Annotated in this window: 22 protein-coding genes, 2 tRNA genes and 1 rRNA gene; 7 read left to right on the top strand and 18 right to left on the bottom strand. The window is 56.6% G+C overall.

Annotated features, from left to right (window positions below; genetic code table 11):
- Positions 1 to 130: 130 nt before the first annotated feature.
- Positions 131 to 871, top strand: coding sequence for a peptidoglycan meso-diaminopimelic acid protein amidase (gene dpaA / locus F3J31_RS17330; protein ID WP_167214374.1), 741 nt, complete (start codon positions 131 to 133; stop codon positions 869 to 871).
- Here the strand turns inward: dpaA and F3J31_RS17325 are convergent.
- A complete protein-coding gene (locus F3J31_RS17325; protein ID WP_008500262.1) occupies positions 842 to 1,609 on the bottom strand; it encodes a class II glutamine amidotransferase in 768 nt (255 codons plus the stop codon). The two genes, dpaA and F3J31_RS17325, sit on opposite strands and share 30 nt — an antisense overlap.
- Before the next feature lie 57 nt (positions 1,610 to 1,666).
- Positions 1,667 to 2,245: a D-sedoheptulose 7-phosphate isomerase gene (lpcA, locus tag F3J31_RS17320; RefSeq protein WP_010427884.1), complete on the bottom strand. Its 579-nt coding sequence runs from the start codon at positions 2,243 to 2,245 to the stop codon at positions 1,667 to 1,669.
- Between the two features lie 239 nt (positions 2,246 to 2,484).
- On the opposite strand from lpcA, the gene fadE reads away from it, so the two are divergent.
- Complete coding sequence (fadE, locus tag F3J31_RS17315) at positions 2,485 to 4,929, top strand: acyl-CoA dehydrogenase FadE (protein ID WP_167214371.1); 2,445 nt, start codon at positions 2,485 to 2,487, stop codon at positions 4,927 to 4,929.
- Between the two features lie 108 nt (positions 4,930 to 5,037).
- Positions 5,038 to 5,808, top strand: a complete 771-nt coding sequence (locus F3J31_RS17310) for an amidohydrolase (protein ID WP_045909852.1) — start codon at positions 5,038 to 5,040, stop codon at positions 5,806 to 5,808.
- A gap of 57 nt (positions 5,809 to 5,865) precedes the next feature.
- Here F3J31_RS17310 and F3J31_RS17305 read toward each other — a convergent pair whose 3' ends face one another.
- From F3J31_RS17305 to dnaQ, 9 genes are all read right to left on the bottom strand, one after another.
- Complete coding sequence (locus F3J31_RS17305; protein WP_167214612.1) at positions 5,866 to 7,467, bottom strand: gamma-glutamyltransferase family protein; 1,602 nt, start codon at positions 7,465 to 7,467, stop codon at positions 5,866 to 5,868.
- 9 nt (positions 7,468 to 7,476) lie between these two features.
- Positions 7,477 to 8,352 (bottom strand): ABC transporter permease, encoded by an 876-nt coding sequence (locus tag F3J31_RS17300; protein ID WP_167214369.1) that lies wholly within the window; start codon positions 8,350 to 8,352, stop codon positions 7,477 to 7,479.
- 2 nt (positions 8,353 to 8,354) lie between these two features.
- Positions 8,355 to 9,296 carry an ABC transporter permease gene (locus F3J31_RS17295; protein WP_008500268.1) on the bottom strand — a complete coding sequence of 314 codons (942 nt, stop codon included), beginning with the start codon at positions 9,294 to 9,296 and terminating at the stop codon, positions 8,355 to 8,357.
- Positions 9,297 to 9,314: 18 nt separating this feature from the next.
- Positions 9,315 to 10,829, bottom strand: a complete 1,515-nt coding sequence (locus tag F3J31_RS17290) for an ABC transporter substrate-binding protein (protein WP_205246286.1) — start codon at positions 10,827 to 10,829, stop codon at positions 9,315 to 9,317.
- Positions 10,830 to 10,831: 2 nt separating this feature from the next.
- On the bottom strand, positions 10,832 to 11,914 hold the full coding sequence (locus F3J31_RS17285) for an oligopeptide/dipeptide ABC transporter ATP-binding protein (protein WP_167214366.1): 1,083 nt from the start codon (positions 11,912 to 11,914) through the stop codon (positions 10,832 to 10,834).
- Positions 11,911 to 12,924 carry an ABC transporter ATP-binding protein gene (locus tag F3J31_RS17280; RefSeq protein WP_167214363.1) on the bottom strand — a complete coding sequence of 338 codons (1,014 nt, stop codon included), beginning with the start codon at positions 12,922 to 12,924 and terminating at the stop codon, positions 11,911 to 11,913. The genes F3J31_RS17285 and F3J31_RS17280 overlap by 4 nt, the downstream gene beginning before the upstream one ends.
- Complete coding sequence (locus F3J31_RS17275; RefSeq protein ID WP_045909857.1) at positions 12,921 to 13,640, bottom strand: FCD domain-containing protein; 720 nt, start codon at positions 13,638 to 13,640, stop codon at positions 12,921 to 12,923. Before F3J31_RS17275 ends, F3J31_RS17280 begins: the two co-directional genes overlap by 4 nt.
- 379 nt (positions 13,641 to 14,019) lie before the next feature.
- Positions 14,020 to 14,096 (bottom strand) — tRNA-Asp (locus F3J31_RS17270).
- Positions 14,097 to 14,228: 132 nt separating this feature from the next.
- Positions 14,229 to 14,960: a DNA polymerase III subunit epsilon gene (gene dnaQ, locus F3J31_RS17265; protein ID WP_048029949.1), complete on the bottom strand. Its 732-nt coding sequence runs from the start codon at positions 14,958 to 14,960 to the stop codon at positions 14,229 to 14,231.
- A gap of 31 nt (positions 14,961 to 14,991) precedes the next feature.
- Between dnaQ and rnhA the strand changes: the two genes are divergently transcribed.
- A complete protein-coding gene (rnhA, locus tag F3J31_RS17260) occupies positions 14,992 to 15,492 on the top strand; it encodes a ribonuclease HI (RefSeq protein WP_223540539.1) in 501 nt (166 codons plus the stop codon).
- Here rnhA and F3J31_RS17255 read toward each other — a convergent pair whose 3' ends face one another.
- Positions 15,493 to 16,209 carry a class I SAM-dependent methyltransferase gene (locus F3J31_RS17255; protein WP_045909859.1) on the bottom strand — a complete coding sequence of 239 codons (717 nt, stop codon included), beginning with the start codon at positions 16,207 to 16,209 and terminating at the stop codon, positions 15,493 to 15,495.
- Positions 16,210 to 16,241: 32 nt separating this feature from the next.
- Here F3J31_RS17255 and gloB point away from each other — a divergent pair, with 32 nt between their 5' ends.
- Positions 16,242 to 17,000 (top strand): hydroxyacylglutathione hydrolase, encoded by a 759-nt coding sequence (gene gloB / locus F3J31_RS17250; protein WP_167214361.1) that lies wholly within the window; start codon positions 16,242 to 16,244, stop codon positions 16,998 to 17,000.
- 68 nt (positions 17,001 to 17,068) lie between these two features.
- Positions 17,069 to 18,433 carry a murein transglycosylase D gene (gene mltD, locus F3J31_RS17245; protein ID WP_045909861.1) on the top strand — a complete coding sequence of 455 codons (1,365 nt, stop codon included), beginning with the start codon at positions 17,069 to 17,071 and terminating at the stop codon, positions 18,431 to 18,433.
- Between the two features lie 52 nt (positions 18,434 to 18,485).
- On the opposite strand, the gene F3J31_RS17240 is transcribed toward mltD, so the two are convergent.
- The 3 genes from F3J31_RS17240 to F3J31_RS17230 form a co-directional block, all read right to left on the bottom strand.
- Positions 18,486 to 19,259, bottom strand: a complete 774-nt coding sequence (locus F3J31_RS17240) for a class I SAM-dependent methyltransferase (RefSeq protein ID WP_167214358.1) — start codon at positions 19,257 to 19,259, stop codon at positions 18,486 to 18,488.
- 76 nt (positions 19,260 to 19,335) lie between these two features.
- Positions 19,336 to 20,136, bottom strand: a complete 801-nt coding sequence (locus F3J31_RS17235) for an endonuclease/exonuclease/phosphatase family protein (protein ID WP_025912579.1) — start codon at positions 20,134 to 20,136, stop codon at positions 19,336 to 19,338.
- A gap of 136 nt (positions 20,137 to 20,272) precedes the next feature.
- On the bottom strand, positions 20,273 to 21,448 hold the full coding sequence (locus tag F3J31_RS17230; protein ID WP_063620856.1) for an MFS transporter: 1,176 nt from the start codon (positions 21,446 to 21,448) through the stop codon (positions 20,273 to 20,275).
- A gap of 104 nt (positions 21,449 to 21,552) precedes the next feature.
- Between F3J31_RS17230 and yafC the strand changes: the two genes are divergently transcribed.
- Positions 21,553 to 22,458, top strand: a complete 906-nt coding sequence (yafC, locus tag F3J31_RS17225; protein ID WP_045909864.1) for a DNA-binding transcriptional regulator YafC — start codon at positions 21,553 to 21,555, stop codon at positions 22,456 to 22,458.
- 29 nt (positions 22,459 to 22,487) lie between these two features.
- Here the strand turns inward: yafC and dkgB are convergent, their stop codons facing one another.
- The 3 genes from dkgB to rrf all read right to left on the bottom strand — a co-directional run bounded on the left by dkgB (position 22,488) and on the right by rrf (position 23,700).
- Positions 22,488 to 23,291 (bottom strand): 2,5-didehydrogluconate reductase DkgB, encoded by an 804-nt coding sequence (gene dkgB / locus F3J31_RS17220; RefSeq protein WP_024909445.1) that lies wholly within the window; start codon positions 23,289 to 23,291, stop codon positions 22,488 to 22,490.
- Between the two features lie 160 nt (positions 23,292 to 23,451).
- Positions 23,452 to 23,528, bottom strand: a tRNA-Asp gene (locus F3J31_RS17215).
- Between the two features lie 56 nt (positions 23,529 to 23,584).
- Positions 23,585 to 23,700 (bottom strand): 5S ribosomal RNA (gene rrf / locus F3J31_RS17210).
- Positions 23,701 to 23,703: the final 3 nt, after the last annotated feature.

The raw sequence follows: 23,703 nt of genomic DNA, 5'->3' as shown, positions 1-23,703 counted from the left end.
AACTCACCGCCCGGCTCTTGCGAAAATCTATAGCGGTGCTAATGTGAGCGCTCCTAACAGAATAATCTGATTTCGGGTCTCTTTTGCCGTCCTGGCAAGTTGGTCATGGTTTTATCAAGGAACTAGTAGTATGCGTAAAATCGCATTGTTCATTGCGATGCTTCTGATTCCGTGCATGTCGTTTGCCGGACTGCTCAGCAGTAATAGCTCAACGACGCCGGTCAGCAAGGAATATAAACAGCAGTTAATGGGATCGCCGGTTTATATTCAAATCTTCAAGGAAGAACGCACTCTCGATCTGTTTGTGAAAATGGGCGAGACATATCAGCTGCTTGATAGTTACAAAATTTGTAACTACTCCGGCGGACTGGGGCCAAAACAACGTCAGGGCGACTTCAAAAGTCCGGAAGGGTTTTACAACGTTCAGCGCAGCCAGCTCAAGCCTGACAGCCGCTTCTATAAAGCCATTAACATCGGCTTCCCGAATGCCTATGACCGTGCGCACGGTTATGAAGGTAAATACCTGATGATCCACGGTGCCTGCGTGTCTATCGGCTGTTATGCGATGACCGATTCCGGCATTGATGAGATCTTCCAGTTCGTGACCGGCGCGCTGGTCTTTGGGCAGCCTAGCGTACAGGTCAGCATCTATCCGTTCCGCATGACGGACGCCAACATGGCACGTCACAAGTACTCATACTACGCGGATTTCTGGCAACAGCTGAAGCCGGGTTATGACTACTTTGAGCAGACCCACAAGCCACCGGTGGTCTCTATCGTAGATGGCCGTTACGTGGTCAGCAAACCGCTGAGCCACGAAGTCGTCCATCCACAGCTGGCGTCAAATTACACGGTCCCCGAGACAAAATAGCACCCACTCGCCTGGCATAATCTTTTGCCAGGTTTCGTTGCCCGTCAGCGGCTGCGTTGCAATAACAGTGACCACATCGTTCGGTGTGGTCTCCTTCTGAAAGTCTATCTCCACATCCTGATCCAGCAGCGTCGCCACGCCAAACGGCGCACGGCGGGTGATCCAGAACAGATTCGTCGAGCAGAACGCCATCACATAGCGGCCGTCAGAGAGCAGCATGTTGAACACGCCTTTTTCACGTAGCTCGGTCGCCAGCGTCGCGATGTATTTAAACACGGCAGCCATGTTGCCTGGCGTACGGGGATAGCGCTCCGTCAGCTTGTGCAGCAGCCAGCAGAAGGCTTTTTCGCTGTCGGTTTCGCCAACCGGGCGGAAATTGCCCGTCTCCAGCGACTTATAGCCCGTGAGTTGCCCGTTGTGCGCGTAGGTCCAGTTACGGCCCCACAGCTCGCGGGTAAACGGATGGGTATTTTCCAGCGCCACTTCGCCGCGGTTAGCCTGGCGAATGTGGGCGATCACCGAGCGGGACTTGATGGGATAGTCCTGCACCAGTTTGGCAATCGGTGAGTTAAAGCTGGGCTGTGGATCCTTGAACGTGCGACACCCTTTACCTTCGTAGAAGGTGATGCCCCAGCCGTCTTTATGCGGCCCGGTTCCTCCACCGCGCTGCACCAGCCCGGTGAAACTAAAGCAGATATCGGTTGGCACATTCGCGCTCATCCCGAGCAGTTCGCACATACATCACCTCCACAACAGCGGGGGCAGCGCCCCAATGGATATGCCCCCCGCGAAGTCTTACTTAACCATCTCTTTTTCGATCAGCTGGATCAGGATGTGGATCACTTTGATGTGAATTTCCTGAATGCGGTCAGCATAACCGAAGTGCGGAACGCGAATTTCAACATCCGCCGTACCGTCCATCTTACCGCCATCTTTACCCGTCAGGGTGATGACTTTCATCCCTTTTTCACGCGCGGCGGCGATCGCTTTGATCACGTTACCGGAGTTGCCGGAGGTAGAAATCCCCAGCAGCACGTCGCCTTCACGGCCTACCGCTTCAACGTAGCGAGAGAAGATGTGGTCGTAACCGAAGTCGTTGCCTACGCAGGAGATGTGGCTCACGTCGGAAATCGCAATCGCCGGGTAGCCCGGGCGGTTTTCGCGATAGCGACCGGTCAGCTCTTCTGCGAAGTGCATCGCGTCACAGTGAGAGCCACCGTTACCGCAGGAGAGCACTTTGCCACCCGCTTTGAAGCTGTCGGCCAGCAGGACCGCTGCGCGCTGAATAGCGTGAATATTGGCATCATCTTTCAGAAAGTTAGCCAGCGTTTCCGCCGCTTCGTTCAGTTCGTTACGAATAAGATCCTGGTACATGAGGATAATCCTTCAGTATTGATGAAATAACACAGTGGAGTGTACCGGATAGCGGGAAAAGCGAGAAGCTAAAGCCATGCGAAACGTCCGGCGTTTTGCTTTTTCGTGCCGGGTAAAACGCGAACAATGTGAACCAGGTTGTAATTATTTTGTAAACACATTGCTAAAGGAAATAACATCAACTACAACCATATCATCACAAGTGGTCAGACCTCCTACAAGCAAGGGAGCTTTTCTTTATGATGATTTTGAGCATTCTCGCAACCGTTGTTCTGCTCGGTGTGTTGTTCTATCACCGCGTAAGTTTATTCCTGAGCAGCCTGATTCTTCTGGCCTGGACGGCTGCGCTTGGCGTCGCAGGTCTCTGGAATATCTGGCTTTTAGTCCCTCTTGCCATCATCCTTCTGCCGTTTAACTTTGCCCCGATGCGTAAATCAATGATCTCTGCACCGGTGTTCAAAGGCTTCCGCAAAGTGATGCCGCCAATGTCGCGCACTGAAAAAGAGGCGATTGATGCGGGCACTACCTGGTGGGAAGGCGATCTGTTCCAGGGCAATCCGGACTGGAAAAAGCTGCATAACTACCCGCAGCCGCGTCTGACCGCGGAAGAACAGGCGTTTATTGACGGCCCGGTAGAAGAAGCCTGCCGTATGGCGAACGACTTTGCTATCACCCATGAAATGGCCGATCTGCCGCCAGAACTGTGGGCGTACCTGAAAGAGCATCGCTTCTTCGCGATGATCATTAAGAAAGAGTACGGCGGTCTGGAGTTCTCCGCTTACGCTCAGGCTCGCGTGCTGCAAAAGCTGGCAGGCGTTTCCGGGATCCTGGCGATTACCGTTGGCGTGCCTAACTCCTTAGGCCCGGGCGAACTGCTGCAGCATTACGGTACGGAAGAGCAAAAAGATCACTACCTGCCGCGTCTGGCACGCGGTCAGGAAATCCCTTGCTTCGCGCTGACCAGCCCGGAAGCAGGCTCCGATGCGGGCGCGATTCCGGATACCGGCGTGGTCTGCATGGGCGAGTGGCAGGGCGAGCAGGTGCTGGGCATGCGCCTGACCTGGAACAAGCGTTATATCACGCTGGCCCCTATCGCCACCGTGCTGGGTCTGGCCTTTAAGCTCTCTGACCCGGAAAAACTGCTGGGTGGTGAAGAAGATCTGGGCATTACCTGTGCGCTGATCCCAACCTCTACCCCAGGCGTCGAGATTGGTCGTCGTCACTTCCCGCTGAACGTGCCGTTCCAGAACGGCCCAACCCGCGGCCAGGATATCTTTGTGCCGATTGACTACATCATCGGCGGTCCGAAAATGGCCGGTCAGGGCTGGCGTATGCTGGTGGAATGTCTGTCGGTGGGCCGCGGCATTACCCTGCCGTCGAACTCAACCGGCGGTCTGAAGTCAGTGGCGATGGGGATTGGTGCCTACGCGCACATCCGCCGTCAGTTCAAAATCTCCATCGGCAAGATGGAAGGTATCGAAGAGCCGCTGGCGCGTATCGCGGGCAACGCCTACGTGATGGACGCCGCCGCCACGCTGATTACCTACGGCATTATGCAGGGCGAAAAACCGGCCGTACTGTCCGCCATTGTGAAGTACCACTGTACCCACCGCGCGCAGCAGTCAATCATTGACGCGATGGATATTGCAGGCGGTAAAGGCATTATGCTCGGCGAAGGCAACTTCCTGGCGCGCGGCTATCAGGGCGCACCGATTGCCATCACCGTGGAAGGGGCAAACATCCTGACCCGCAGCATGATGATCTTCGGTCAGGGCGCAATTCGCTGCCATCCTTACGTGCTGGAAGAGATGGCCGCTGCGCAGAACAACGACGTGGATGCCTTCGATAAGCTGCTGTTCAAACATATCGGTCACGTGGGCAGCAACAAGGTGCGCAGCTTCTGGCTGGGCCTGACGCGTGGCCTTACCAGCGCCACGCCGACCGGCGATGCAACTAAACGTTATTATCAGCATCTGAACCGTCTGAGCGCCAACCTGGCCCTGCTGTCTGACGTTTCCATGGCGGTGCTGGGCGGCAGCCTGAAGCGTCGCGAACGTATCTCTGCCCGTCTGGGCGATGTGCTGAGCCAGATCTTCCTGGCCTCTGCGGTCCTGAAACGTTACGACGATGAAGGCCGTCAGGAAGCGGATCTGCCGCTGGTGCACTGGGGCGTGCAGGATGCGTTGTATCAGGCTGAACAGGCGATTGACGATCTGCTGGCAAACTTCCCGAACCGCTTCGTGGCAGGCGCCCTGCGCGCAGTGATCTTCCCGACCGGTCGTCACCATCTGGCGCCGTCCGACAAGCTGGACCACAAAGTGGCGAAGATCCTGCAGGTTCCGAGTGCAACCCGCTCCCGCATCGGTCGCGGTCAGTATCTGGCGCCGACGCCGCATAACCCGGTGGGTCTGCTGGAAGAAGCGCTGCTGGACGTGATGGCCGCCGATCCGATTCACCAGAAGATCTGTAAACAGCTGGGCAAAAACCTGCCATTTACCCGTCTGGACGAACTGGCAAAACAGGCGCTGGCCGGGGGCATTATCAATAAAGATGAAGCCGCTCTGCTGGTGAAAGCCGAAGAGAGCCGTCTGCGCAGCATTAACGTGGATGATTTCGAACCGGACGAGCTGGCGACGCAGCCGGTAAAGCTGCCGGAGAAGCACCGCAAACCTGAAGCGGCATAACGCGTTTCGCTTATACAAACCCCGCCTCGCGCGGGGTTTTTTATTGCCACATTTTCTCGTTATGTCGTGCTACAGTGTCAAAAAGTGGTCGTTTGAGGAGTCTGAATTGTGCCTGGTCTGAAGATTTCTATTTTGCAACAACCTTTAGTGTGGATGGATGGCCCCGCCAACCTGCGCCACTTTGATCGCCAACTGGAAGACATTACCGGGCGTGATGTGATTGTCCTGCCGGAAATGTTCACCACCGGCTTCGCCATGGAAGCGGCAAAACAGTCAATGCCTCAGGATGAGGTGGTTGCCTGGATGCACGCCAAAGCGCAGCAGACTAATGCGCTGATCGCCGGCAGCGCCGCCCTGCAGACCGAACGCGGGCCGGTGAACCGCTTCCTGCTGGTGGAGCCGGAAGGGAACGTGCATTTTTACGATAAACGCCACCTGTTCCGCATGGCGGATGAACATCATCACTATGAAGCCGGTAACGAGCGCGTGGTGTTCGAATGGCGCGGCTGGCGTATTCTGCCGCTGGTCTGCTACGACCTGCGTTTCCCGGTGTGGTCGCGTAACCGCAACGATTATGACCTGGCGCTGTATGTTGCCAACTGGCCTGCACCGCGCTCCCTGCACTGGCAATCGCTGCTGGTGGCGCGCGCGATTGAGAACCAGGCGTACGTGGTGGGCTGCAACCGCGTGGGGACGGACGGCAACGGGCATCACTATCGCGGCGACAGCCGGGTGGTGAATCCGCAGGGCGAGATCATCGCCACCGCCGAGCCGCATCAGGCGACGCGTATTGATGCCGAATTATCGTTAACGGCGCTGAAGGAGTACCGGGAGAAGTTTCCGGCGTGGCAGGATGCGGATCCTTTTAGCATTGAGTGAAAAAAAAGCCGGGTGGCGGCTACGCCTTACCCGGCCTACCAATGTTGCTCGCTTCTTTTAACTCACCAGCGCCTGCCCGTCCTTGCGGCTTTCCGTCGCGGCCACGTAGTGTCCTTCCGGCAGGCGGTAAATCACCTGCGCGCCACCGAAGTTGTAATCCTGAAGCGGATCTTCTACCACGATCTGATGCCCGCGCTCGCGCAGAGCGGCAATCGTGTTGCGATCGAACGTCGATTCAACGATCACCTCCCTGCCCTGCACCACGCGCCAGCGCGGGGCGTCGATTGCCGCCTGCGGGTTTTGCCCGTGCAGCATGATGCGCAGTGCCATCTGCATGTGCCCCTGCGCCTGCATCGGGCCGCCCATCACGCCAAAGGACATCAGCGGCTGGCCGTTGCCGTCCATCGCAAAGCCCGGAATGATGGTGTGGAACGGGCGCTTGCTGCCCGCCAGCGCGTTCGGGTGCTCAGGATCCAGCACAAATCCGCAGCCCCGGTTTTGCAGGCTGATCCCGGTATCCGGCACCACAATGCCTGAACCGAAGCCCATATAGTTGGACTGAATAAACGAGACCATCATCCCGCTGGCGTCGGCGGTGCTGATGTAGACCGTGCCGCTCTGCGTCGGGGAACCGTAGACAAAATCAGACGCGCTGTCGTGGTTGATCAGCGCCGCACGTGACTTCAGATAATGGTCGCTCAGCAGCTCTTTTGCCGCGAACGCCATGTGTTCTTCGTCCGCCACGTAGCGGTCGAGATCCGCCAGCGCCAGCTTCATCGCCTCGATGGACAGATGAAGAGACTGCACGGAATCCGGATGATGCTTCTCAATGCCGCACTGCTCAAGGATGCCGAGCGCAATCAGCGTGGCGATCCCCTGACCGTTAGGCGGGAGCTCCTGCACCGAACCGCCCGCGAAGTCGCGCGACAGCAGCTCTACCCAGTCCACGCGATGGTTGGCCAGATCCTCAGCCGTCAGGTGCGCGCCATGTTCTTTGGCGAAGGCGGCAATTTTCTGCGCCAGCTCGCCGCGGTAAAAGGCGTCGCCGTTGGTACGGGCGATCAGCTCCAGCGAGTTCGCCTGCGCCGGGTTACGGAAGATCTCCCCCACGCGCGGGGCGCGGCCTTCCGGCGCGAAGCAGGCGCTGAAGCCCGGCTGATCTTTCAGCTTGCTATAGCCGCGCTGCCAGAGATGCCCAATCAGCGGGGAGACCGGAAAACCGTTACGCGCATAGTCAATGGCGGGCTGCGCCAGGGTGGTCAGCGGCAGCGTGCCGAAGCGTTCCGCCAGCGCGACCCAGCCGGATACCGCGCCCGGCACGGTCACCGCGTCCCAGCCGATTTCCGGCACTGCGGTTTTTCCGGCAAACAGATCCGCATGCCAGCTCGCAGGCGAACGACCGGAGGCGTTAAGGCCGTGCAGCTTTTCACCGTCCCAGACGATGGCAAAGGCATCGCTGCCGATCCCGTTGCCGGTCGGCTCAACCACCGTCAGCGCCATCGCGGTGGCAATGGCCGCATCCACGGCATTCCCGCCTAGCTGCAGCATCTTCATTCCCGCCTGCGCCGCCAGCGGCTGAGACGTTGCAACGGCGTTATGGCCCAGCATCGGCGGGCGTCGTGAATCGTAACCGGACGTAAAATCAAGCGCTTTGGTCATCATGACTCCTTAGTCATGGCGCGGATCGAGCGCATCGCGCAGCCCGTCGCCGAGTAAATTAAAGCCCTGCACGGCAAGGAAAATCGCCACACCGGGGAAAATGGACATCCACGGGGCCTGCTCAAGAAAACCTTTGGCGGTGTTGAGCATAGAGCCCCAGGACGGATTGGGCGGCTGCTGTCCCAGCCCCAAGAACGACAGGCTGGCTTCAGCGATAATCGCCGAGGCAATGGCCAGCGTGGCCTGCACCAGGATCGGCGACATCACGTTGGGCAGGACGTACTTGATGATGATCCAGCGATCCGGCAGGCCAATCGCCCGCGCGCCGTCGATATACTCTTCGTTGCGAATGGCGATCACCTGCCCGCGCGTCAGGCGGGCGAAGATCGGCATCGCCGAAAGACCGATGGCGATCATCGCGTTGGTCAGGCTCGGGCCTAAAAATGCCCCCAGCGCGATCGCCATGATCAGGAACGGGCAGGCCAGCAGCGCCTCGATCACGCGCGAGATGACGCCGTCCCACATCTTCTGGAAGTAGCCCGCCACCAGCCCCAGCGGTACGCCGATAACCACGGCAATTACCACAGACAAGCAGCCCGCCATCAGCGAGGTGCGCGCCCCCCAGATAATGCGGGATAAGATGTCGCGCCCCAGCTCGTCGGTGCCGAACCAGTACATCGCCGACGGCGCTTTGCGCACCGCCAGGAAGTTGGCCTTGACCGGATCGAACGGGGCGATCCACGGCGCCAGCAGCGCCACCAGCACAAAGAAGCCCACCACCGCCGCGCCAATGACCGCGCTTTTATTGCCGAGGAATTTCTTCAGCACCCGGTTTTGCGCCCCCGGCAGCGCAGGCACAACGGTTTGCGTCGTCAGTTCTGCCATGGTTAACCTCGCATTTTCGGGTTGATGAGGACGTAGAGCACGTCGGCCAGAAGGTTCAGCATCAGGAAACCAATCGCCACGATCAGCACCACACCCTGCACCACCGCATAGTCACGGTTGAAAACCGAGTCGACGATCATCTTGCCAAAGCCAGGAATGGTGAAAACCTGCTCGGTCAGCACCGCGCCGCCCAGCAGCTCGCCAAACAGCAGCGTGGTGAGGGTGATTACCGGCACCAGCGCGTTGCGAAACGCGTGCTTCAGGATCACCGCTTTCGGCAGCAGCCCTTTCGCCCGCGCGGTGCGGATGTAATCCGCTTTCAGCACGGCAATCATCGAGGCGCGGGTATGGCGCATCAGCGTTGCCGCGAGGCCCGTTCCGAGCACGGACGCGGGCAGCAGCAGCGTGCGCAGGTTCTGGAGCGGATCTTCGCTGAACGGCACATAGCCGGACGCGGGGAGCCATTGCAGGTTCACCGAGAAGACCAGAATCAGCAGGATCCCCAGCCAGAAGTGCGGGATCGAGATCCCCGAAATCGCCACGAAGTTCGCCCCGTGATCGACCCAGCTGTTTTTGTTCACCGCCGCGAGGATGCCCATGCTGATGCCAAACACCAGCGCGATGATCATCGCCAGCAGCGACAGCTCCAGCGTAACCGGCAGCTTGCTGGCAATCAGCTGCGTCACCGGCTCATGCGTGCGTAAGGAGACGCCCAGATCGCCCTGCAGCGCCCGCGTCAGCCAGTGGAAATACTGCACGGGGATCGGCGCATCGAGGTTCAGCTCCGCGCGCAGCTGAGCGATAACTGCCGGGTCGCGCTCCTCGCCGGCCATGGCGATCAGCGGGTCGCCAGGCAGCAGCTTTTGCAGCCCAAACACCATCATGCTCACCAGCAGTAGCGTCGGGACGGCCAGCAGCAGACGTTTGCAAATCAGTTCCAGCATGGGCTCTCCTCAGGACGGTTATTTCGCCAGCGTTAAGCCAGCCAGACGCACGATGCCGTCCGGGTACGGCTTAAAGCCCTGCACGCTTTTGTTCAGGCCAAAAATACGCGGCTCGAAGTACAGGTAGGCAATCGGCATATCCGTTTGCAGCTGCTTCACAACCTTGTCGTACAGCGGCTGGCGCGCAGCCTGGTCGGTGCTCTGGCGCGCCTGGGTCAGCCACTCATCGACCTGCGCATTGCTGTAGCGGCCGTCGTTCAGGGTGCCTTTGCTGTTGATAAAGCCGTAGATGCTGCCGTCCGGATCCGGGCGCCCCGACCAGCCGGAGAAGCTCAGCTGATAGTCCCCGCTCTGCTGGCGGTCCAGCAGCGTGGCGAATTCGGTCATCTGCAGGTTCAGGTTAAAGCCCGCCTCGGCGACCATCGCCTGCAGCACCTGCCCCACCTGCTGTGAGGTGGGGTTGTTCGGCACCAGCAGGTTGACGGTCAGCGGCGCGCTGACGCCTGCCGCTTTGAGCAGCGCTTTGGCCTTGTCGACGTCACGCGGCGGGACCGGCAGGTTGACGTGATACGGGCTGACCGTCGAAAACGCCTGGTTGGCTGGCGTATACAGTCCTTCAAAGACCACCTGGTTTAGCGCATCGCGGTCGATGGCCTGCGAGAAAGCCTCGCGCACGCGGGCATCTTTGAACGGGTCGTTGGCTGGCACCTTGCCGTTGTTGATGTTGAAGGTGATGCCCTGGTAGCCCAGGCCCGTTACCTTCGCCAGCGCCAGCTTGCTGTCGGCCTCGACGGTTTTCACGTCGCTGGCAGCAATCCCTTCGGTCAGATCGAGATCGCCCGCGCGCAGGTTCACAAGGCGCACGGAGGCATCCGGGATCGGCAGATAAATAATTTTGTCGAAGTGGTAGGCGTCTTTGTTCCAGTAGTTGTCGAAGCGGGTCAGCACGATGCGGTCCTGGGATACGCGGCTGTCGAATTTATACGGGCCGGAACAGACGGGATGGGCGGCAAAATCAGGCTTTTTCGCCGCTTCAGGGGCCATCATCGCGCCCGCGCGGTCGGTGAGCTGCATCAACAGCGCGGCATCGGGGGTCTTCAGGTGCAGCGCAATCTGCATCGGGCCGGTGACCTCGACCGATTCAACGGAGGAGATCTCGCTTTTACGCAGGGAGCCTTTCAGGGTCAGGGCGCGGTCGAGGTTGTATTTTGCCGCAGCGGCATCGAATTTCTCACCGTCGTGGAAGGTGACGCCTTCGCGCAGATTGAGCGTCAGGGTTTTACCGTCGTCACTCCACGCCCAGTCTTTGGCCAGACCGGGGACGACCTTCAGGTTTTCATCCACGTCCACCAGCCTGTCGCACAGGGAGGCAAAGACGAAGCGGCCATAGTAAGTGCGCGCCAGGTGCGGGTCGAGCATGTCCGGATCTGCCCCCAGGCCAATACGCAGCACGCTTTCAGAATGGGCGGGCAGCGCCGCGCCAAGCAACATAACACTTCCCAGTACGGTCAAAAGAGAATTACGCATTGTCATTATCATGAGTTCCTTGAAGGAAGGGATGAGTGGGTGGCCGCGTGTTCAAACAGCGCGCGGCGGCGCAGAAAAGCGGCGGATGGCGGTGCGATCTGGATAACGCTGCGATCGCGGTTGATCTCCTGCCAGCGGTGGCAGGCAACCTGACGCCCGCCATCGAGCACCTGATTAATCGGCTCGACCTGGCGGCATTCGTCGGTGACGTACGGGCAACGGGTGTGGAAACGACAGCCGGACGGCGGGCTGGCAGGGTTCGGTAAGTCCCCCTGCAGCAGCGGCGCGTCGCGTTCAGCGCCCGGCTGCATCTGCGGCGCCGAGGCAATCAGCGCCTGCGTATAAGGATGCAGCGGCGCGTCAAAGATCTCATCCACGGTGGCGAGCTCGACGATTTGCCCGAGGTACATGACCGCCACGCGGTCGCTCATGTGGCGGATCACCGCCAGACCATGGGCGACAATCACCATCGTCAGCCCCAGCTGCTGCTTCAGGCTTTCCAGCAAATTGACCACCTGCGCCTGAACGGAGACATCCAGCGCGGATACCGGCTCATCGCCCAGCAGCAGCTTCGGTCCCGAGGCCAGCGCGCGCGCAATGCCAATACGCTGGCGCTGCCCGCCGGAAAACTCGTGTGGGTAGCGCCCTGCCCAGGCGGCGGGCAGGCCTACGGTTTTAAGTAACTCGGCAACGCGGTACTGGCGGTCCGCTTTCTTTATGTTCTGGTGCAGCCACAGCGGCTCGCCGACGATCTGCTCCACCGTCATGCGCGGGTTCAGGGAGGCGAAGGGATCCTGGAAGATGATCTGCAGCTCGCGGCGGAGCTGATTGAGCCGCGCGCCCGAGGCGTGGGTGATTTCTTCCCCCTGATAAAACACGCGCCCTTCGCTGGCGGCCAGCAGGCGCAGCAAAAGGCGGCCAAGCGTGGATTTTCCGGAACCGGACTCGCCGACAATCGCCAGCGTTTCGCCCGGCATCACGGCAAGCGACACGCGATCGACCGCCCTTACAAACCGGGCCGGGGTAAAGAGTTTTTTCGGACCGGGGAACAGCTTGCTGAGGTCCCGAGCTTCAAGAATGGGCGTGGTCATGCGGTCTCTCCCAGGGCGATGTGGTGTTCGAGCGGCACGCGGAAGCAGGCAACCTGATGACCCGCGCCGAGCGTGGCGAGCTGCGGTTTTTCATCATGGCAGCGCGCCTGCGCAAACGGACAGCGGGTGGCAAAACGACAGCCCTTCGGCATGGATTCCGGCAGAGGTACCGAACCGGGAATGGTGGAAAGCGGGCCTTTACGTGCGCCAAGGGAGGGAATCGACCCCATCAGGCCGATGGTGTACGGGTGCTGCGGATCGGCAAATATCGCCTCAACGCTTCCCTGCTCTACCACCTGTCCGGCATACATCACCGCCACCAGCTGCGCCACTTCGGCCACCACGCCTAAATCGTGGGTGATCATCAGCACCGCCGTGCCGGTCTCTTCTTTGAGGGCGTTGAGCAAGGCGAGGATTTGCGCCTGGATGGTGACGTCGAGCGCGGTGGTCGGTTCGTCGGCAATCAGCAATTTGGGATGGTTAATCAGCGCCATGGCAATCATCACGCGCTGGCGCATGCCGCCGGAAAGCTGATGAGGATAAGCCTTGAGACGCATCTCTGCCGCCGGGATCTGCACTTTCTCGAGGATCTGCAGCGCGACCTTCATCGCCTCTGCGCGCGAGACGTCCTGGTGTCGCATGACCGCTTCACTCAGCTGATCGCCCAGCGTAAACGCCGGATTGAGCGAGGTCATCGGCTCCTGGAAAATCATCGCCAGCTCGCTGCCGCGCAGATCGGCATATTCCCGCGGCGAGAGCTTGCGCAGATCGTGGCGGCGAAACTGCATCTCCCCGCTGACGATCCGTGCGCTGGCGGGCAGTAACCCCATCAGCGCCAGTGAGGTGATACTTTTCCCGCAGCCGGACTCTCCCACCAGCGCCAGCGTTTCGCCCGCCCTGACGGTCAATGAGATACCGTCAAGCACGCTAACCGGCGAGCCCGCGAACGTAACGTTGAGGTTTTGGACTTGCAGTACGGGCGTGGCGTCCTTAAAGGGGATTGTCGTCATGGCGTGAAGTCGTCCTCAAGGTGGATCGCCTGAATCAGGGCGGTTTGCAGGCTGAGCAGGTGTTCGCGCATGGCGGCCGCAGCTTCATTAGGCTGGCGATGGATAATCGCCGCCATGATCTTGTGGTGGTGGTCGTTATAGCTATCGACACGTTCAGGCGTGCGGGCTAATTCGCGCAGATGCTGCCAGCCCGGTTCACGTCTGACGGCATCAATGGCATCAAACAGGCCGAGCATCAGACGGTTGCCCGCCGCCTCGGCAATCGCCCGGTGAAAGGCGCTATCCCACAGTTCGTTGAGATCGCGGTCATCCGGGCTGACCTTATCGATGCGTTCCAGCATGCGCTGCATAAGCGCGAGGTTTTCCCTGGTGGCACGCAGTGCCGCAAGCCGGGCCAGGCCGGGTTCAAGCTGAAGACGAGCTTCCATCACTTCCAGAAGGTTGGTTTGCTGCACCAGTCCCTGAAGGGCCAGCGGTTCAACAGGTGCTGACGGGCCGATAAAGGTCCCTTTGCCCTGCTTACGCCAGATACGCCCCTCTTCTTCCAGCACGTCCAGCGCACGACGGACTTCACGTCGCCCTACGCCGAGAGTGTCCGACAGCTCACGTTCCGTGGGCAGCGGAATGCCTGGTGTTGACTCATGCTGGTTGATTAGCCCGCGCAACTGCTCAAGCGCGGTGCTGGAATTGGCCAGAAACCGTGACGGTTTTTCCATATTGGTTCGCTCACTTTCATCATTGCTTTATTTTTATTAACGATAAGTTATTGATATGGAATGAAGCTTATCGTGCTAATGATTAAGCAATAACCAAACCAATACGTAATTGGTTCGGTATTTTTTTGGCAAGCGGGAGATAACCAAATGATTCTGCGTGAATTATTTTTACAGAAAGACACATTCTGAATGAGGTCTGAAGAGAGGCATGGTGACAAAATGCACAACAACAGTGCAAATAACGCACTGCAACCGTGCAATTGTTAATTAATTGCACCATTGATATTAACTTTTTGTTAACGATAAGTGAGGGAATGGGATTACAGAACGCTGAAACGACGAAGGCCTGAATCATTTCAGATTCAGGCCTTCTGAATAGTGGCGGAACGGACGGGACTCGAACCCGCGACCCCCTGCGTGACAGGCAGGTATTCTAACCGACTGAACTACCGCTCCACTGTTCCCGTTTGGGGAACGAGGCGCATATTACGGTGCGCCTCCGATCTCGTCAACGCTTTTTCTCGCGTTTTGAATCGTTTGCTGCAAAAATCGCCCAAACGATGATTTTACAGGCATTCCGGCGTTTTTTCAGGCACGCCAGAGACAGCTGCCGCCCTTCTTCTGCACCAGATCAAGACGGGATTCGTGGTTAAGCAGCTCTTCATCACTGGCTAAAACAACCCGTAGCCGGCTTGCCTGACGGACAACACGCTGAATACCCGCTTCGCCCTGCGTCTGCTGAGACTCATTTTCCATACTGAACTTCATTGACGTCTGCCCGCCGGTCATCGTCAGATAGACATCGGCGAGGATCTGGGCATCGAGCAACGCCCCGTGGAGCGTTCGTTTGGTATTGTCTATCTCGTAGCGCGAACAAAGTGCATCCAGGCTGTTACGCTTGCCGGGGAACATCTTCCTCGCCAGCGCCAGACTGTCTGTTACCTTACAGAAGGTGTTCGTCTTCGGGATATCACGATTAAGCTTGCTGAATTCATAGTCCATAAAGCCGATATCGAACGAGGCGTTATGGATGACAAGCTCGGCGCCCTTGATGTATTCCAGAAACTCGTCAGCCACATCCGCAAACGTCGGCTTATCCAGCAAGAACTCATCGGCAATACCGTGAACGCCGAACGCTTCGGGATCCACCAGCCGATCGGGCTTGAGGTAGACGTGGAAGTTGTTCCCCGTAAGACGACGGTTCACCACTTCAACGGCGCCGATCTCGATGATCTTATGCCCTTCGTAGTGCGCGCCGATCTGGTTCATACCGGTGGTTTCGGTATCGAGGACGATCTGGCGAGTAATTGCAGTGCTCATAGCGGTCATTTATGTCAGACTTATCGTTTAACTGAACGTTTCAAATACAGGAAGTCTACCAGAGATGCGTAAACAGGTAGAAATTTTCACCGATGGCTCTTGTCTCGGCAACCCAGGTCCCGGCGGCTACGGCGCGATTATGCGCTATCGCCAGCACGAAAAAACTTTTAGCGAAGGCTATTTTCTGACCACCAACAACCGGATGGAGCTCATGGCGGCCATTGTGGCGCTGGAGGCGTTAAAAGAACATTGTGACGTGGTGTTAAGTACCGACAGTCAGTACGTCCGCCAGGGAATTACCCAGTGGATCCATAACTGGAAAAAACGCGGCTGGAAGACTGCCGATAAGAAACCGGTCAAGAACGTCGATCTCTGGAAACGTCTTGATGCTGCGCTGGGCCAGCACCAGATTAAGTGGGAATGGGTTAAAGGGCACGCCGGCCATCCGGAAAACGAACGCTGTGACGAGCTGGCGCGTGCGGCGGCCGCTAACCCTGCGCATGAGGACGCGGGCTATCAGCCTGAATCCTGATCACGGCTTTTTGTATTGCCGCGTGGCGCCAACGGTCTGACGGATTGGCGTTTTCGATTTGCTCTGCTTCATGGGATTAAGCGTAAGGGGAATGGTTCGCTTACGCGCGACGATAAACTGCATGCAGCCTAAGGCAGGCAAATGCGTGCTCAACAAGACGCCCCCCTGCCGCGCCCAGGGCAGCACCTGAAAACCGCCGTAGCAGAGCACTTCGAAGTTCAGCAGTGACAGCCAGTCGAGCTGGCGCATCATGGTAAACATCCGGCTGTTGTAAGGCGGCGTCCGACGCAGCACCGGTACCAGCTTACGCAGGCCCATCAGGCTCAGCGGATTGAATCCGCTCAGTACCAGCCAGCCGTCATCAATCAGCACGCGATCGGCTTCGCGAAGCAGACGGTGCGGATCGCTGCACCAGGGTAACGTATGTGCGAGCAAACACGCATCAACGGATTTTTCCGCAAACGGCAGATGTAACGGGTCTGCTTTCACCTGAACCGGCGATCCGCCGAGAGAGACGTTGACCTGATGCGAGATAGCGCAGCTTTCGGTATTGATTTCCGCGCTGAGATTGCCAATCTTAAGCAGGTGAAAGCCATACATTTTCGCCAGCCAGGGCTTCAGCTGTTGCTCTAACGCTTCGCGATAGTATTCACCCCAGGGCAATTCCGCCCAACGTTCCGGTGCTGCGACAGTCTGAGGTATCCTTGCCGGTTTCATCAACACACCCGCCACGCTATTAGAGGTAATGTATGAATCTTATCAGTATTTCCGCTTTTGAGGACAATTACATCTGGGTTTTGGTGGACGATGAACGTCGATGCGTCATTGTCGATCCCGGAGAATCCGCCCCCGTACTGCGCGCAATAAAAGAGAACGGCTGGCAGCCGGAAGCCATTCTGTTGACGCATCACCATCACGATCATACGGGCGGCGTGCCTGAACTGCGCGCCCACTTTCCGCATGTTGTGGTATACGGACCGGCAGAGGCACAAGATAAGGGACTCACGCAATTAGTCGAAGAAGGCGAAAAAATCCTCATACGTGAGTGGGAGTTTTCCGTATTTGCTACACCGGGTCACACTTTGGGACATCTGTGTTTCTACAGTAAGCCTTATCTTTTTTGCGGCGACACGCTGTTCTCCGGAGGCTGCGGAAGACTGTTTGAAGGCACACCAGCACAAATGTATCAGTCTTTACAGAAGATTAACGCATTACCCGATGATACCGTTATTTGTTGCGCGCATGAGTATACATTAGGAAATATGAAGTTTGCCGTCAGCCTGTTGCCTGAGGATCGGGCGATTCAGGATTATTATCACAAAGTGAAGGAGTTACGTGCAAAAAACCAAAAAACACTCCCCGTAATTCTGAAAAATGAGCGCCAAATTAATTTATTTTTACGAACAGATGATATTGATTTAATTAATAAAATTAACCAAGAAACAAATTTGCAACAACCAGAACAGCGATTTGCATGGTTAAGGTCAAAGAAAGATAACTTCAGATAATTGCGGGTTGCCTTTTCAAAATTTCGCCGTTATCATCGCTCGTCTTTTAAGCAACTATTGACACACACATGAAGGCAAAAGCGATATTACTCGCCTCTGTCCTGCTTGTAGGTTGCCAGTCGCAGAACGGCAGCAACGTACAACAGCACGCACAGAGCCTTTCTGCAGCTGGTCAAGGGGAAGCAGGGAAGTTTACAAGTTCGGCGCGCTGGATGGACGATGGAACATCTTTCGCGCAGGATCAAGACTTGTGGACCTCTATTGGCGACGAGCTAAAGATGGGAATTCCGGAAAATACCCGGATTCGCGAACAGAAACAGAAGTATTTAAGTAATAAGAGCTATCTCCACGATGTAACGTTACGGGCAGAGCCGTATATGTACTGGATAGCCGGGCAAGTTAAGAAACGTAACATGCCTATGGAGCTGGTACTCCTACCCATAGTGGAGAGCGCTTTTGACCCACACGCGACGTCTGGCGCCAATGCCGCAGGCATTTGGCAGATCATTCCGAGCACCGGGCGAAACTATGGTCTGAAACAGACCCGCAACTATGATGCGCGTCGCGATGTTGTCGCTTCAACGACAGCCGCTCTCGACATGATGCAACGTCTGAACAAGATGTTTGACGGCGACTGGCTGTTAACGGTCGCAGCGTACAATAGCGGCGAAGGTCGTGTACTGAAGGCAATGAAAGCGAATAAAGCACGGGGTAAATCCACCGATTTTTGGTCGCTCTCACTGCCACAGGAAACAAAGATTTACGTACCGAAAATGCTGGCACTGAGCGATATTCTCAAGAACAGCAAGCGTTACGGTGTGCAACTGCCAACACCAGACGAAAGTCGTGCACTGGCGCGTGTTCGCCTCAGCAATCCGGTTGATATTCAACAGGTTGCCGATATGACGGGTATGTCGGTAAGTAAACTGAAAACCTTTAATGCTGGCGTTAAAGGCTCAACCCTGGGGGCGAGTGGTCCGCAGTATGTAATGGTTCCGCAGAAACATGCTGAGCAGTTACGTGAGTCTTTAGCTTCGGGTGAAATCGCTGCCGTTCAGTCAACGCTGATCGCGGATGCCTCACCCGTCAACAGCCGCAGTTATAAGGTTCGTTCAGGTGATACGCTTTCAGGCATTGCATCACGTCTTGGCGTGAGCGCAAAAGATCTCCAGCAGTGGAACAATCTGCGCGGATCGGGCTTGAAAGTGGGTCAGAATCTGACGGTTGGCGCAGGTAGCAGTGCACAGCGTCTTGCCAACAACAGCGATAGCATTACCTATCGCGTGCGTAAGGGTGACTCGCTGTCCAGTATCGCAAAACGTCACGGCGTGAACATCAAAGATGTGATGCGCTGGAACAATGATACTGACAATCTGAAACCAGGCGACCAGCTAACGCTGTTTGTGAAGAACAGCGCGACGCCAGACTCCTGATAACACGACCGAAAGATAAAAAGGCACCGATTCCCCTCGGTGCCTTTTTTGTTTATCCCGCTTTTTGCGCTTCCGCCATGATGGTATCGCTGGTAAATGAACCATCGTCCTGCAGTTCAAAGTACGCCTTCACCTCTGCCGACGCACTCTCCTGATACAGCCTGATTGCCTGACTTAATGCTTCCGGGGTGCGCATACGCGCAATCCACGAGCTAAACTCCAGCGGCAAACGGTCTGTGATTAACGAGCGTGTAATCAGTCCCGCTTCCGTGATAAGCGATAACCACTCTCCGCTGGCGTAGTTTTGCACATGCGAGGTGTCGCGCAGCGCTTCCACCGTTTGCAGCCAGATATTGCGCACCGGATGTCCAGGCGATATCACATCCATAATAATGAAGATGCCACCCGGCTTCAGAACGCGTTTGACTTCGCGTAATGCCTGGCCAACATCATGCCAGTGGTGCGCGGAATAACGGCTGATCACCACCTCAAACGCGGCATCATCAAAAGGTAAGGATTCGGCATAGCCCTGACGCGTATCAATGTTGTCCAGCCCCTTCGCTTTCGCCGCTTCAGCAACCACCTCCAGCATCTGGCTGGATAAGTCATATGCGGTAACCTGCGCCACCTGCTGCGCAGCCGTGAAGCTGGCATGCCCTGCCCCACAGCCTAAATCCAGCACGTGCGCCTGCGGGAATGCCGACAGGCGCTCACCGAGACGCACCAGATCGCGACCTGAAGCGTGTACGGCGCTGCTCAGATACGCATTTGCCTGCGAACCAAACTGTTTTTCTACGTTGTCATGATGGGAGTGTGTTGTTGTCATCGTACTGTCCTTTGTGGGTTAAAAATAAAAGGGCAGCACCTGCACAGGCCTGCCCCACGGCAGACCTGACACACCATTATTTATCAGGTTTGCCGGGACTGAATTCGACGAGTAGAGGGTTATGATCGGAGGCGCGCGTCACCAGCACGGAGGCGTCGTGCACGCTCAACCCACGATAGAAGACAAAGTCGAGAGGACGACCAAAGGCTTTTTTGCGCTGGTCATCGCTAAAACGAACTTCACGCAGCGACATTTCGCGCGCAAAGCGGTACAGCGCATTCATGCGCGGACGGCTCCAGGCATTGAAATCGCCGGCCATAATGATGGGCCCGCTGTGATGCGCTATCTGATCGCCAATCGGAAGTAACTGCTTACTGTACACATCCACGCCCAGGCTGAAGTTCACCGCGTGGATATTCACGACCATCAGCATACGGGTATCCGGCAGCGGATAGACCGTCACCAGCGCCGATTTCGCCAGGCGCAGAATAGGCTCTCGTTCGCGCAGTGGACAACAATAGACGGGATGTGCCGCTGAAAGCGTCATCACGCCCGAGGGGTGCTGAGGCAGAACAAAGGCGGGTACCTGGTCGGCGGCAAGATAGTGAGTGGTAGCAAACCGAACGAGTTCAGGCGTGGTTTGCGCCTCCTGGAGCAGGACCAGATGGGCATCTTTGCCAAAATTCTTGAGAACCGATAACCACTCCGCACGCTGCTGCTTAAAGATATTCCACACCAGTACACGGATTTTTTCATCGCTGCTTAACGGTGTGCCGGCGGGTAATGCCTGGCTTATGCTCGCAAATGACCCCGGAGGCAAGATCCTCTCCGCGGGCATTCCGGCTACATAACGCATGGCATAGGTATTTTTTCGCACTTTTGGAAACAGCCTCTGTAACATGAACCAGTCCGGAAAACGGACTGGTTCTAATGTTATAGGGACTTTAGGTCACACTTTCAACGCAATTTCTGAGAAACCGCTTTCCAGTTTTGTAAGCAAGCGCTTACTGATGTTAACCCAGCGCGACGCGGGCGGGTTTATCAAGACGTCCGCTCAGACCAATCAACAGGAAAGCGACCAGGACAATCACCGCGCCAATCCATGGCGTCTGGGTTAATCCGACGTGTTCGACGGTTTGCCCACCAATGATGGAGCCCAGCGCGATACCAATATTAAAAGCGGCAATATTCAGGCCGGACGCCACATCCACCGCATTGGGCGTATAAAGCTCGGCTTTCTGTACAACGTAGACCTGAAGCCCGGGCACATTACCAAAGGCGAAGATCCCCATGACCAGTACCGTGACCAGCGCGGCGTACTGTATCGAAGCCGTGAACTGGAAAATCATCAACAGAACGACCAACGCGGCGAAAATGAATTTCAGCGCCGGTACCGCACCATGCTTATCCGCAAGCTTGCCGCCCCAGATATTGCCAATCGCAACGGAAATACCGTATCCCAGCAAAATCCAGCTCACGGCATTGGGGGAGAAACCCGCCAGGTCCTGCATCATCGGTGCAAGGAAAGTGAAGGCGGTGAATACGCCACCATAGCCCAGCGCCGTAACCGCGTAGATGATCAGCAAACGCGGATGCGTGAGCACCTTCAGCTGATCGCTCAGGCTGGCGCTGGCCCGGCCAGGAATATTCGACGGCACCAGCAGCAGGCTGGTCACCAGGGCAATGACGCCCAGTAAGGAGACGGCCAGGAACGTTTCACGCCAGCCGAAGTGTTGTCCGATAAACGTGCCCAACGGTACGCCTGTGACGAGTGCAACGGTCAGCCCACCGAACATGATCGCAATGGCGGAGGCCGCTTTCTCTTTTGGTACCAGGCTGGTTGCAATAGTGGAACCAATCGAGAAGAACACCCCGTGTGCAAGGCCGGTCAACAGACGAGCGATGACCAGCGTGGTGTAGTCCGGCGCCTGCCAGGCCAGCACGTTGCCGGCGGTGAACAGCACCATTAATGCAACTAACAGCTGCTTACGCGGAAAGCGTCCGGTCAGGGCCGTCAGCACGGGGGCACCGACGGCAACACCCAGGGCATAGATGGACACCAGCAATCCGGCGGAGGGCAATGAGATCGCAAGCTGGTTAGCAATGGTGGGAACCAGTCCCACGATAACAAATTCGGTCGTGCCAATTGCAAAGGCACTGATCGTCAGGGCAAGAAGCGCCAGTGGCATAAAATACTCCGTATCATCAGGATTAAGATGACAGGCAGTATGCGCCAGTGCTTAAATAACAAAAATGGTCAAAATATCAATAGAATTTTGCGGGTGGTGCAACAATGAAAGCAACGTCAGAAGAGCTGACAATCTTTGTCGCCGTCGTCGAAAGCGGCAGCTTTAGCCGCGCGGCCGAACAGCTGGGACAGGCTAACTCAGCCATTAGCCGCTCGGTTAAAAAGCTGGAGATGAAGCTTGGGGTGAGCCTGCTTAACCGAACGACGCGGCAACTGAGCCTGACGGAAGAAGGGGAGCGTTATTTTCGCCGCGTGCAGTCGGTACTGCAGGAGATGGCCGCAGCCGAGACCGAGATTATGGAAACCCGCAGCACGCCGCGTGGGTTACTGCGCATTGATGCGGCCACGCCGGTTGTGCTTCACTTTCTGATGCCGCTGATTAAACCTTTCCGCGAACGTTATCCGGAGATGACGCTCTCTCTGGTCTCCTCAGAGACGTTTATCAACCTCATCGAGCGAAAGGTAGATGTGGCTATCCGGGCGGGAACGCTGACCGATTCAAGCTTGCGTGCCCGCCCTCTGTTTGCCAGCTACCGAAAAATTATCGCGTCGCCACAGTATATTGCTGAACATGGTAAACCGGAGACGGTTGAAGAACTGAAGCAGCATCTGTGCCTGGGCTTTACGGAGCCGGTATCGCTGAACACCTGGCCTGTCGCCTGCCATGACGGGCAACTTCATGAAATTACTAGCGGATTGTCGTCTAACAGCGGGGAAACGCTGAAGCAGCTGTGCCTCGAAGGCAATGGTATCGCCTGCCTGTCAGACTATATGATCGATAAGGAGATTGCGCGGGGTGAACTGGTGGAATTGATGGCCGATAAACGCCTGCCGGTCGAAATGCCTTTTAGCGCGGTATATTACAGTGACAGAGCGGTGAGTACGCGCATTCGTGCCTTTATTGATTTTCTGAGTGAACATATAAAAACAGCTCCCGGAGGAGCTGTGTGAGGGTTCAGGTTACAGAGGGTGGGTCAAACTTAATCCCAGTGAGGAGCTAAGCCTTCCGGGCTGACCAGGCGATCGTTGCACTCCAGGGCTGCGATCGCTTTTTTATCGTCAGCATCCAGGTGAAGATCCGTTGCTAACAGGTTGCTCGCCAGGTTTTCACGTTTAGTTGAAGATGGGATCACGGCATAACCTTCACCCATTGCCCATGCCAGAATGACCTGCGCGGCAGTCGCGTTATGTTTCTCAGCGATACGCGTAATCACTTCATCTTTCAGCGCCTTACCATAGGCCAGCGTCATGTATGAGGTGATGTGGATCCCGTGCTGTTTTGCCCAGTCCACGACTTTGCGGTTCTGCAGGTAAGGAGACAGTTCAATCTGGTTGGTCGCAATATTTTCTGCACCTACAGCCGCAATGGCTTTTTCCATCAGCGGGATCGTGAAGTTGGAGATCCCAATTTCGCGGGTTAAGCCCTGCTTTTTCGCTTCCAGCAGCGCCTGCATGAATTCTTCCACGGAGACGGCATCGTTTGGTGATGGCCAGTGGATCAGCGTCAGATCGACGTAGTCAGTACGCAGTTTTTTCAGGCTTTCTTTCAGGCTTGGGATCAGCTTGTCTTTGCTGAGATTCTCAATCCAGATTTTCGTGGTAATGAACAGCTCATTACGCGGTACACCGCTCTCTTCGAGAGCTTGTCCAACGGCAGCTTCGTTTTCATAGATCTGCGCCGTATCAACTGCGCGATAGCCCAGTTCGAGTGCGGTTTTAACTGATGCGATAACAACGTCGTCTTTCAGGCGGAAAGTGCCCAGACCAAATGCAGGGAGAGTCATAATTTTCCTCAATCGTTATGTTCGTAAACTGAGGACGATTATCGCTGGCGGTGTTATAGAGAAAAAGATCGTAAAACGCAGAGGATTTTTGCTGATTTCGCAATAATTAAACGTCAGATAAGAAAAAAGCCCTGAGCGTTAACTCAGGGCTTTTAATAAGTGGCGGAACGGACGGGACTCGAACCCGCGACCCCCTGCGTGACAGGCAGGTATTCTAACCGACTGAACTACCGCTCCACCGAAGACTGCTTGTAACCACCGGATTAATGCACCGGCTTACTACTTAATTTGATGCCTGGCAGTTCCCTACTCTCACATGGGGAGACCCCACACTACCATCGGCGCTACGGCGTTTCACTTCTGAGTTCGGCATGGGGTCAGGTGGGACCACCGCGCTAAAGCCGCCAGGCAA

Origin of the sequence: Enterobacter sp. Acro-832, assembly GCF_011752745.1 — a bacterium.
GTDB lineage: Bacteria > Pseudomonadota > Gammaproteobacteria > Enterobacterales > Enterobacteriaceae > Enterobacter > Enterobacter quasiroggenkampii.
This window is presented reverse-complemented; position numbering and strand designations above follow the sequence as displayed.

Excerpts from the sequence above, each read along its gene's own strand:
- dkgB (WP_024909445.1), bottom strand. The coding sequence starts at position 23,291 with ATGACTCTCCCTGCATTTGGTCTGGGCACTTTCCGCCTGAAAGACGAC.
- F3J31_RS17290 (WP_205246286.1), bottom strand. The coding sequence starts at position 10,829 with ATGACAATGCGTAATTCTCTTTTGACCGTACTGGGAAGTGTTATGTTG.
- F3J31_RS17240 (WP_167214358.1), bottom strand. The coding sequence starts at position 19,259 with ATGACAACAACACACTCCCATCATGACAACGTAGAAAAACAGTTTGGT.
- dpaA (WP_167214374.1), top strand. The coding sequence starts at position 131 with ATGCGTAAAATCGCATTGTTCATTGCGATGCTTCTGATTCCGTGCATG.
- lpcA (WP_010427884.1), bottom strand. The coding sequence starts at position 2,245 with ATGTACCAGGATCTTATTCGTAACGAACTGAACGAAGCGGCGGAAACG.
- yafC (WP_045909864.1), top strand. The coding sequence starts at position 21,553 with ATGAAAGCAACGTCAGAAGAGCTGACAATCTTTGTCGCCGTCGTCGAA.
- F3J31_RS17255 (WP_045909859.1), bottom strand. The coding sequence starts at position 16,209 with ATGAAACCGGCAAGGATACCTCAGACTGTCGCAGCACCGGAACGTTGG.
- fadE (WP_167214371.1), top strand. The coding sequence starts at position 2,485 with ATGATGATTTTGAGCATTCTCGCAACCGTTGTTCTGCTCGGTGTGTTG.
- F3J31_RS17300 (WP_167214369.1), bottom strand. The coding sequence starts at position 8,352 with ATGGCAGAACTGACGACGCAAACCGTTGTGCCTGCGCTGCCGGGGGCG.
- mltD (WP_045909861.1), top strand. The coding sequence starts at position 17,069 with ATGAAGGCAAAAGCGATATTACTCGCCTCTGTCCTGCTTGTAGGTTGC.
- F3J31_RS17285 (WP_167214366.1), bottom strand. The coding sequence starts at position 11,914 with ATGACCACGCCCATTCTTGAAGCTCGGGACCTCAGCAAGCTGTTCCCC.
- F3J31_RS17280 (WP_167214363.1), bottom strand. The coding sequence starts at position 12,924 with ATGACGACAATCCCCTTTAAGGACGCCACGCCCGTACTGCAAGTCCAA.
- F3J31_RS17230 (WP_063620856.1), bottom strand. The coding sequence starts at position 21,448 with ATGCCACTGGCGCTTCTTGCCCTGACGATCAGTGCCTTTGCAATTGGC.
- F3J31_RS17325 (WP_008500262.1), bottom strand. The coding sequence starts at position 1,609 with ATGTGCGAACTGCTCGGGATGAGCGCGAATGTGCCAACCGATATCTGC.
- gloB (WP_167214361.1), top strand. The coding sequence starts at position 16,242 with ATGAATCTTATCAGTATTTCCGCTTTTGAGGACAATTACATCTGGGTT.
- dnaQ (WP_048029949.1), bottom strand. The coding sequence starts at position 14,960 with ATGAGCACTGCAATTACTCGCCAGATCGTCCTCGATACCGAAACCACC.
- F3J31_RS17275 (WP_045909857.1), bottom strand. The coding sequence starts at position 13,640 with ATGGAAAAACCGTCACGGTTTCTGGCCAATTCCAGCACCGCGCTTGAG.
- F3J31_RS17305 (WP_167214612.1), bottom strand. The coding sequence starts at position 7,467 with ATGACCAAAGCGCTTGATTTTACGTCCGGTTACGATTCACGACGCCCG.
- F3J31_RS17295 (WP_008500268.1), bottom strand. The coding sequence starts at position 9,296 with ATGCTGGAACTGATTTGCAAACGTCTGCTGCTGGCCGTCCCGACGCTA.